Origin of the sequence: Neobacillus mesonae (assembly GCF_023715155.1) — a bacterium.
Lineage (GTDB): Bacteria > Bacillota > Bacilli > Bacillales > Cytobacillaceae > Neobacillus > Neobacillus mesonae_A.
In genome coordinates, this window is the sequence record NZ_JAMBNQ010000150.1 from 1 (window position 1) to 255 (window position 255).

Here is a 255-nt window from a genome sequence, read left to right on the forward strand (position 1 = left end):
TGGAAAGAGGTCACCGCATTACAAGGTATGCAGATGACTTCGTCATCTGTTGTAAATCTCAAAAAGGGGCAGAAAGAGTTCTAAGAACAGTAGTAAAGTTGTTAGAGGGAAAACTGGGTTTAAAAGTCCACCCAGATAAAACAAAGATTGTAAATAACTACGAGGAACCGTTCATCTTTCTTGGCTACGTATTTAAAAATGGTTATTACCATTCACCCTCAGAAAAAGCAGTCAAGAAATTTAAGGAGAAAATCA

1 protein-coding gene is annotated in these 255 nt (G+C 36.9%); it reads left to right on the forward strand.

Annotation, left to right across the window (positions count from 1 at the left end; all coding sequences use genetic code 11):
- A partial coding sequence (locus M3183_RS26930; protein ID WP_251475122.1) for a reverse transcriptase domain-containing protein occupies positions 1-255 on the forward strand: 255 nt, incomplete at both ends.